General features: G+C 70.5%; 7 protein-coding genes and 1 pseudogene. 4 read left to right on the top strand and 4 right to left on the bottom strand.

All coding sequences use genetic code 11. From position 1 onward, the window contains the following. Both ABZS51_RS36450 and ABZS51_RS36445 read right to left on the bottom strand, forming a co-directional pair. Positions 1–286, bottom strand: a 286-nt coding sequence (locus ABZS51_RS36450) for a hypothetical protein (protein ID WP_355451059.1), incomplete at its 3' end; no start/stop codon positions are given. A 337-nt stretch (positions 287–623) separates the two neighbouring features. Further along, positions 624–1,019 (bottom strand): annotated as a pseudogene (locus ABZS51_RS36445) (BTAD domain-containing putative transcriptional regulator); the annotation flags it as partial. A gap of 470 nt (positions 1,020–1,489) precedes the next feature. On the opposite strand from ABZS51_RS36445, the gene ABZS51_RS36440 reads away from it, so the two are divergent. Further along, entirely contained in the window at positions 1,490–3,001 is a 1,512-nt protein-coding gene (locus ABZS51_RS36440; protein ID WP_355451056.1) for an FAD-dependent monooxygenase, read from the top strand. 55 nt (positions 3,002–3,056) lie between these two features. Next, positions 3,057–3,719, top strand: coding sequence for an SGNH/GDSL hydrolase family protein (locus ABZS51_RS36435; protein WP_355451053.1), 663 nt, complete (start codon positions 3,057–3,059; stop codon positions 3,717–3,719). Positions 3,720–3,930: 211 nt separating this feature from the next. On the opposite strand, the gene ABZS51_RS36430 is transcribed toward ABZS51_RS36435, so the two are convergent. Then, the gene (locus ABZS51_RS36430) at positions 3,931–4,689 is read right to left on the bottom strand and encodes a hypothetical protein (protein ID WP_355451050.1); all 759 of its coding nucleotides are present in this window, start codon (positions 4,687–4,689) and stop codon (positions 3,931–3,933) included. Between the two features lie 73 nt (positions 4,690–4,762). After that, on the bottom strand, positions 4,763–5,026 hold the full coding sequence (locus ABZS51_RS36425; protein WP_355451047.1) for a helix-turn-helix domain-containing protein: 264 nt from the start codon (positions 5,024–5,026) through the stop codon (positions 4,763–4,765). A 655-nt stretch (positions 5,027–5,681) separates the two neighbouring features. On the opposite strand from ABZS51_RS36425, the gene ABZS51_RS36420 reads away from it, so the two are divergent. Both ABZS51_RS36420 and ABZS51_RS36415 read left to right on the top strand, forming a co-directional pair. After that, complete coding sequence (locus tag ABZS51_RS36420; RefSeq protein ID WP_355451044.1) at positions 5,682–7,754, top strand: NACHT domain-containing protein; 2,073 nt, start codon at positions 5,682–5,684, stop codon at positions 7,752–7,754. Beyond that, complete coding sequence (locus tag ABZS51_RS36415) at positions 7,751–8,236, top strand: tyrosine-type recombinase/integrase (RefSeq protein WP_355451041.1); 486 nt, start codon at positions 7,751–7,753, stop codon at positions 8,234–8,236. Before ABZS51_RS36420 ends, ABZS51_RS36415 begins: the two co-directional genes overlap by 4 nt. Positions 8,237–8,275 lie beyond the last annotated feature (39 nt).

Raw genomic sequence — 8,275 nt, 5'->3', positions numbered from 1 at the left:
CGCCGTCGTCCGGCCCGGGCAGCGCGAGCGGGCCGAGCGGCACCAGCGCCTCGCCGTCGACCGCGAGGGGTTCGCGGCTGGTGGCCAGCACGCGCAGCGCGGAGCATCGGGACAGCAGGGCCGCGACCAGGTGGGCCACGGCGTCGATCAGGTGCTCGCAGTTGTCGACCAGCAGCAGGCTCTCCCGGCCACCGAGCTGGTCGACGAGTACGTCCAGGTCGGAGCCCTCGACCCGCATCCGCGCCTCGAACATCGCGCCGCCGCGCAGCCCGATCCCGGCGAGCACGGCCGTGCCGACCTTGGCCGGGCTCGGTGACCGAGGCGAGATCGATCATCCAGGTGTCGTCGCCGTACTCGTCGCGGTGCCGGCGGGCGGCCTCGACGGCGAGCCGGGTCTTGCCGGCGCCGCCGGGACCGAGCACGGTGACCAGGCGCCCGGCGGCGAGCAGCGCGTCGATCCGGGCGAGGTCGTCGTCGCGCCCGATGAAGCCGGTCAGCGGCGCCGGCAGGTTGCTCGGCCTGGTCCGCGCGGCGTCGGCGGCCGGGGCGGGCCGCCCGGCGCGCAGCAGACGCAGGTGGCGCTCGCGCAGTGCGGCGCCCGGGTCGGCGCCGAGCACGTCGGCCAGGGTTTCGCGGACCCGCTCGTACAGGGCCAGGGCCTCGGCCTGGCGACCCTGGGCGGTGAGCGCGTCCATGAGCAGCGCGGCCACCCGCTCGTGGACGGGGTGCTCGGCGAGCAGGGCGGTCAGGCGGGCGGCGGCCGCGTCGGCGCGGCCCAGCGTCAGCTCCGCGTCGGCGAGGTCGGCGACGGCTTCGATCGAGGCGTGGGCCAGCCGGGTCGCGGCGGCGGGCGCTACTGCGGCGACGGCCGTGGGCTCGGCGCCGGGACGGCCGCCCCACAGCGCCACGGCCTCGGCGAGCAAGGCCGCCGCGGCATTCGTGTCGCCGGCGCGCACGCGGTCACGGCCGGCGGCGGCGAGCTGCTCGAACCGCAGCGCGTCCACGTCGGCCGCGTCCATGTCGAGCCGGTAGCCGCCGGCGACCTGCGCGACGTCACCGGCCGAGCCGAGGGCCCGGCGCAGCCGCGAGACCAGGGCCTGCAGGGCGTGGGCGGGGCCGGCAGGCGGGTCCTCGGCCCAGATCGCGTCGATCAGGACGCCCTGCTCGACCGCTCGCCCGCCGGCGAGCGCCAGCCGTACGAGCAGGCCCTGTAACCGGGCACCCGGAACGGGCAGGGCGGCGTCACCGCGAGACGCCTGCAAGGCGCCGAGCAGCGTGACGCGAAGCGGCGCATCCCCGTCCATCTCCCAATCTTCGCGCGCGCACCGTCGAGTCCCAAATCACGGCAGGACGGGAGTGCCCGCGCCATGTGTGCCCGCCATGTGTGCCCGCCATGTCAGCGCCGTGTGCGCGCCGTGTGAGCGGCCCGCGTCAGTCTTCGCGTGCCTCAGAAAACAGGCTTCGGAAGGGAGTTCTGATGCATGACGTAGTGATCGTGGGCGCCGGCCCGGTCGGTCTTTTCCTCGCCTGCGAGCTTGGCCTCGCGGGCTGCTCTGTCCTGGTGCTCGAGCGGGAGCCGGAGCCCGGTTCCCCGTGGAAGGCGGACCCGCTCGGCATGCGGGGCCTGTCCGCCGCGTCGGTCGAGGCGTTCTACCGCCGGGGGATGCTGCACCCGCTGCTGAAGGCGTCGGGTGCCAACGACCGTCCCGTCGCGGAGGAGCCGGCACGCCCTCGCGGCGCGGGCCACTTCGCCGGCATGATGCTCGATCCGGCCAAGGTCGACGTCGCCGCCCTGCCGTTCCGGCTTCCCGGCCCGGCGATGGAGGGCGTGATGACCAGCCTCGAAGCGGTCGAGAAGGTGCTGTCCGAGCGGGCGTCCATGCTCGGCGTGGAGGTCAGGCGCGGCGTCGCGGTCTCAGCCATCACACAGGGCGACGAGGACGTCGAGATCGTGGTCGTGCGAGCCGGCGAGCACGAGTACGCGGCGCGCTGGGTCGTCGGCTGCGACGGCGGACGCAGCACGGTGCGCGGGCTCGCGGGCTTCGAGTTCCTCGGCACCGAGCCGCAGTTCACCGGCTACGTCGCGCTCGCCACCGTCGCCGATCCCGAGAAGCTGCGCCCCGGGTTCACCCTGACGCCGACGGGCATGTACCTCTGGACGCCCGCCAAGGGGTACGTCGGCATGCTGGAGTTCGACGGCGGCGCGTTCGATCGCTCGCAGCGACCGACTCGCGACCATCTCCAGGCGGTCCTGCGCCGTGTATCCGGCACCGACGTGACGCTGAGCGACGTTCGTCTCGCCTCGAGCTTCACCGATCGGGCGATGCAGACGACGACCTACCGGCAGGGGCGCGTCCTGCTCGCGGGCGACGCCGCTCACATCCACTCTCCCCTCGGGGCACAGGGACTCAACCTCGGCATCGGCGACGCCATGAACCTGGGATGGAAGCTCGCCGCGACCGTGCACGGGCACGCGCCGGACGGGCTTCTCGACACCTACACCGGCGAGCGCCATCCGATCGGCGCCTGGGCGCTCGACTGGACGCGCGCCCAGACGGCGGTCATGCGGCCCGACGCGCATGCCCAGGCGATCCAACGTGTGATGCGCGACCTGATCGGGACCCGTGACGGAACGACCTACGTGTTCGAGAAGACGTCGGGATCGTCGATCCGCTACGACCTTGGCGGCGAGCAACCGCTGACCGGCCGCAACGCCCCCGACCTTCGTCTCGAGGACGGCACTCGCCTCGGCGACCTGATGCGGGACGGACGAGGCGTCGCACTCGATTTCAGCGTCGACCGACGCCTGCACGATTCGGCGGCGGGGTGGAAGGGCCGGATACGGTACGCGGCCGGCCCGGCGAGAGACGACCTCGGATCGGGTGCCGTGCTCGTCCGGCCTGACGGCATCGTCGCCTGGGCAGGCGATCGCGACCCTGATCGTGAAGGGTTCGAGCGGGCCGCGAGCCGTTGGTTCGGTAGTCCGGCGACCGGATCATGAGCCGCCTGAATATGTGAACCCTCTCCTTTCCTCGACCGATTTCCAGGAGCACCACATGACGATCACCCTCCGCCCGGGAAGCACCGTGATGTTCACCGGCGATTCCATCACCGACTGCCGGCGGCTGGAGAGCGAAGAAGGCCTCGGGTCGGGCTACCCGCTGCGCATCGCCGGGGAGTGGGGACTCCGGCACCCGGACCGGCCCGTGACCTGGCTGAACACCGGGGTCGCGGGTGACAAGGTGATGGACCTCGAAGCCCGCTGGCAGGCGGACGTGCTCGACGCGCGCCCGGACATGGTGTCGATCCTCGTCGGCGGCAATGACATGGGCTGGCACACCTACGACCCGGACGGCTACGTGATCCCCGCGGAGGACTACGCGGCAGGTTACGACCGCCTGCTCGCGCCCCTCGCCGAGGCCGGGGCCGGCCTGATCCTCATGGAACCGTTCCTCCTGCCGATTCGCGGCCTCGTCGAGGTCGGCGACGCACACGTCGGCGAAGAGGAGCGGAAGGAGTGGCGCGCCGACCTGGACCCGAAGATCCAGGCCGTGCGCGAGCTCGCCCGCAAGTACGGCGCGCACCTGCTCGCCGCGGACGGCATGTTCGCCGAGCTCGCCGCGACGACCGGGCCGGAGTACTGGGCCGTGGACGGCGTGCACCCGACACCGGCCGGTCACGCCGCACTCGCGGCGGCCTGGTTGCGCCTGGTCGCGTGACCGTGCCTCGTGACTTGGCTGGAGCTCGCACGTCCCGTCGCGCGCACAGGAGTGCGCCCCGAGCGTGAAAGGCCGTGCGGACGGACCTCGGAAACCGACAGACCTCGACTACACCCTCATCTGCGAGGAGCCCAGAAACGCCAGCCGGGCACAGCCCGGCTGGCGTTTCTTTCTTGTACGGCTGAACCTTCCGTAGGCGACCAGTCACCCGTCAACTGGTGAAACGTCCCTCACGGGTGTACGTGCAAGCCCCACTGAGGCAGTTAGGGCTGGACCCCCAGCCGTCGTCATAGGCGACCTTGCGGTGGAGCTTCACCTTGCCCTTGACCTCTTCCGCCTGAAGCCCGGGGCCGACCTTCTCCTCCGCCTGCTTCCACCAACTGGTGCCGTTCCAGTAGTACAGCCGGTGCCGGGCCCACAGGTAACTCGGCGAGCCCACCGGCAGGCAGTTGAAGATGAAGCTCTCCGCGCGACGCTCCTTGAAACCGCCGAAGTCGAGGGTGGTGTACGACTTGGGAGCCAGGCCGGCCTGGGCGTTGTCGTGCCAGAGGTGCCAGCTCCAGTGTTCGGCGGTGCACGAGGCGGAGAGCACGGCGCCGGCCGGAGCGGTCAGGCCGCGTACGGTGACCGGCTCGCTGGTGATCCGCCGCCCCTGCAACTCGGCAGGGAGGTCGGCGCCGTGGTCATCGACGAGGCGCTGGGGCACTGGCACGTCGGGCGGGGTGATCTCCAGGTAGGTCTGCAGGTAGCTGTTGCTCCGCTCCCAGGCGATGAGCGGCGCGCGGCCGATGATCCCGAGCTGGGACATCCCCACTTCGTTGGAGGGCTGGCTGTCGGTGAAGCTCACGGTGAGACCGGTCGTGTATTCGATGTGCGCCAGGGGGATCTCCCGGTCGCTCTCCTCGGGTTCGGCCGCGGCCGGGGAGGAGGCGAGCACCATCGTGGCGGCGATAGCTGCGATCAACCTCATGTCACTCCTTGCGGTTGGGATTGCCCGCGCAGAACGTTAGGCACCGACGCTTTCAGTGGCCTTGAATATGAGCTCAGCGCATGCTTTCAGCGCGCCGGCGCCGGAGCGCATTGTTATCGGGTCTGTCACTACTGACGTCTTCTGTGCTTGGCGGCCTGTTGTGGCAATCGCCCGCCTCGGTCCACCGCGCCATCCTCAACGCTTCTCTCGCTCGTGCGCGCGGCCTGCGGGACTTGTCCCGGTCGTCGTCCTCCAACGCCCGGTACAGCGTGAAGCGGCCCACGCCGAGCTCGCGGGCGATCTGGGTGACCGACCAACCACGCGCGGCGGCGAGCATGTCGTCGGTGGCCGTGGCCGGGCGGTCCCGACCCGGCCTGCGGCGCGGGCGGCGTCCAGGCCCTCCAAGGTGCGCTTGGAGATCAAGTCGCACTCCATCTCGGCAGCCATGGCCACGATTGTGACTCCGGAAGTGGCGGTTCCCTTGACTTCACAGCAAGTCGCACGATGACCAGCGAGCCCCGCGCCCCCGAACGCCCAGTGCCAACCCGTCGCAGAGCAGGAGGCCGGGCACGGCTGTCCACGGACGAGTTGGGCACCCGGCTCAGCGAGCTACTGGCGGCAAGCGAACTCAAGAACCAGGTTGTGACCCAACGTGCGACTCAGTGGCTGCGCCAACGGGACAGGAATGCGCGTGCCATCATCGCTCAGCGGTTGAGCGACTGGGCGGCTGGACGAAGCGTCCTGACCAGCCTGGTATTACGTTGGCGCTCGCTCCCCCACGCAGACGCCTCCCTCGACGGTGTACGCTGCCGATCCGCTGGAGCTGGGCGTGCACCGTGCCCCCCACCCTGACGGCATCGCCACCTCGCCGCTGACGGCGTACTGGGCGAGGGAGCACGACCACGGCCTGGCGCCGCGTAGATGTGCAAGGCAGATGGCGATTGGCCGGACTTTGATGCGCGAGGGCGCCCCCATGCCGATGATGGTCATTTATGGGTGAGGATCGCAGGTCTGGCCGGGTGTGGATGTGGGCGTGCGGGCTGCTGCTCATGGTGGCCGGCGTCTTCGCCTGGATGGGTTTAAGGGATGTGGGGTGGGGTGACGTCGACCCTGCCAGTTTCATGATGTCAGCGCTGTCGCTGGCGGTGTCGATCTGGTCGGGATGGCAGGCGGTCCGGGCCAAGCAAGTGACCGACACCGATGTGGACTTGTGGGCACAGAGGCTCGAAAGAGCAGTCGTGACCTCCGAGACCGCACAGCGGATGCAGCTGCTAGGCCGGCAGGACCGCACGATCGATGTGGCTTTCATCCTCACTCCCGCACCTGGCCACAACGTCGGCGAAGCCGCGTCCGAGGGGACGGTGGCGAACGTGGCAGGGTACTTCCGGAAGCTGAGGCCGCAGCGGTTGGTGATCACCGGAGACGCCGGCTCCGGCAAGACGGTGCTCGCGATCGAGTTGATACTGGGCCTGCTCACCGACGACGACCGCAGACCCGACGATCCGATCCCAGTCCGCGTGTCCGCCGCGGCCTGGGACGCTCAGACGAGCGTGGACGACTGGCTGGCAGCGCACCTGGTACGCACCTTCGACCTGTCCAAGGCCACCGCGCGGGCCCTGCTGCGGGCCGATCGGGTGCTCCCGGTCATCGACGGCCTGGACGAGATGGACCCCGAACCCGAGCCCGGCTACGGCTCACGCGCGGGCGAGGCACTGCGGGCGCTGAACGCCTACCAGCGCGGGCGCGGGAAGGCCCGGCTGGTGCTGACCTGCCGGTCAACCTCTTACGACGCGCTCATGGCCGGCGACACCTGGGCACACGACGCGGCCCGCGTCACTCTCTCGGCTGTCACCGCGGACCAGACATGGACCTTCATCGAGGCAGTCGCCGGCACGCATCAGCGAACGCGCTGGCAGCCGGTACTGGAGGCGCTCACCCAGCCCGGCCACCCGCTGGCGGAGGCACTGGCCACGCCCTGGCGACTCACCCTGGCCCTCACCGCCTACCAGCAACGATCCGACACCGGGGCCTACCTGCGCGACCCCGCCGAACTGGCGCACCTCGCCGACCAGGCCGACACCGCCACAGACCCTGATCAAATCCGCGATCACCTGCTCAGTCTGTTCATTCCTGCCGCCATCGCGGCCACCACCCCGCCAGGCGCGAAGAGCCGCTACCGGACAGGCCACGTCCACAACTGGCTGGCGGTCCTGGCCCGCTATCTGGACACCAATATGATCCGGCCCCCGTTGGACGGCCGCACGCTGTCCGGCACCGACCTCGTCCTGCACGAGCTGTGGCCGCTGGCGGGGAACCGCTCACGCGTCCTCGGCCTCGGTGTCATCGCGCTCATCACGGCGGTCATGGTGCCGGTGTTCCCACTGTCGCTCGGCCACGACGGCATCACGATCGGCACCATAGCCGCGATAGGCCTAGGGGGTGGCGGCAGCCTCATCGCCTGGTTGGAAGTGTGGCCCCGCCTCACTCACATCAACCTGGCCCAGATGAAGTCCCCCACCGCAATCGTGGCCGGATACGTGGTCTGCCCCCTGTTCGGGCTCTGGGGCGGAGCCACGACCGGGAACGGAGTGGCCGGCCTCGCCACCGGGCTTGCGGCAGGGCTCCTGATCGGATTACTCCTGAGCCTGGCAGGCTCGCTGATGATCCCCGGCTACAAGCCCGTCGCCACCCCCCGTGACATCGTCCGCGACAACCTTGCCAGCGGATCAGCGTTCCTGCTCCTGCTAGGACTGTCCGTGGGGCTGGGAGCGGGCACCGCCAGTGAGCTCAACCCGGGCGGCCTCGACGGGATCGAGGCCGCCGCGACAGCCAGCCCCACCGCACTGGCCTTCGGGCTCTACATGGTGGCAATAGGCGGTCCAGGAAACGCCGGACTGCGGTACCTGCTCCTAATGCTCTGCATGGCGCGGCTGCTGCCGTGGAGGCTGAGCCGTTTTCTGCACTGGTGCTACACCGACACCGGACTGATCCGCATCGCCGGCATCGCCTACCAGTTTCGCCACCGCGAACTCCAGGACTACCTCGCCCGACACCCCCACCTTTGACGCAGCAGCGGGTGCACGCCGACGGCCAGGTCGTGGTCGGCCCGCCGAAGAGCGCCGCCAGCTGCCGGGTGGTGGGCCTGGACGCGGAGACCGTGCGGGTGCTCATCTGGCACCACGAGCGGCAGGAGGAGGTGAGAGCGACGGCGGGGGCGGAATGGCAGGATTCGGGCTTCGTGTTCACCACCACGGACGGCGCGCCACTACGGCCGGACTACCTCACCGGCCGGTTCCGCCGGCTGATGGCCGCCTCCGGGCTGCCGCCGATCCGGCTGCACGAGCTGCAACATGGCGCCGCGACGCTGGCGCTGGCCGCGCACACTGATCTGCAGGTGGTGCACGCGATGCTGGGGCACGCCAGCATCGTGCTGACCGTCGACACCTACGTCTCGGTGCTGCCGGAGGTGGCCCACGAAGCCGCCCGGGAAACGGCCCGGCTGGTGCTGAACGCCGCGTCCGCGCTGGGGCGGGAGCTCAGCGTCTGACTCAGCCAGCCTCAGAGGTTACGCCGGGCGGCGTCTCGG

Origin of the sequence: Nonomuraea sp. NPDC005501, from assembly GCF_040605905.1 — a bacterium.
GTDB lineage: Bacteria > Actinomycetota > Actinomycetes > Streptosporangiales > Streptosporangiaceae > Nonomuraea.
This window is presented reverse-complemented; position numbering and strand designations above follow the sequence as displayed.

Coding starts and splice junctions, on each gene's coding strand:
- ABZS51_RS36430 (WP_355451050.1), bottom strand. CDS start 4,689: ATGAGGTTGATCGCAGCTATCGCCGCCACGATGGTGCTCGCCTCCTCC.
- ABZS51_RS36425 (WP_355451047.1), bottom strand. CDS start 5,026: ATGCTCGCCGCCGCGCGTGGTTGGTCGGTCACCCAGATCGCCCGCGAG.
- ABZS51_RS36420 (WP_355451044.1), top strand. CDS start 5,682: ATGGGTGAGGATCGCAGGTCTGGCCGGGTGTGGATGTGGGCGTGCGGG.
- ABZS51_RS36435 (WP_355451053.1), top strand. CDS start 3,057: ATGACGATCACCCTCCGCCCGGGAAGCACCGTGATGTTCACCGGCGAT.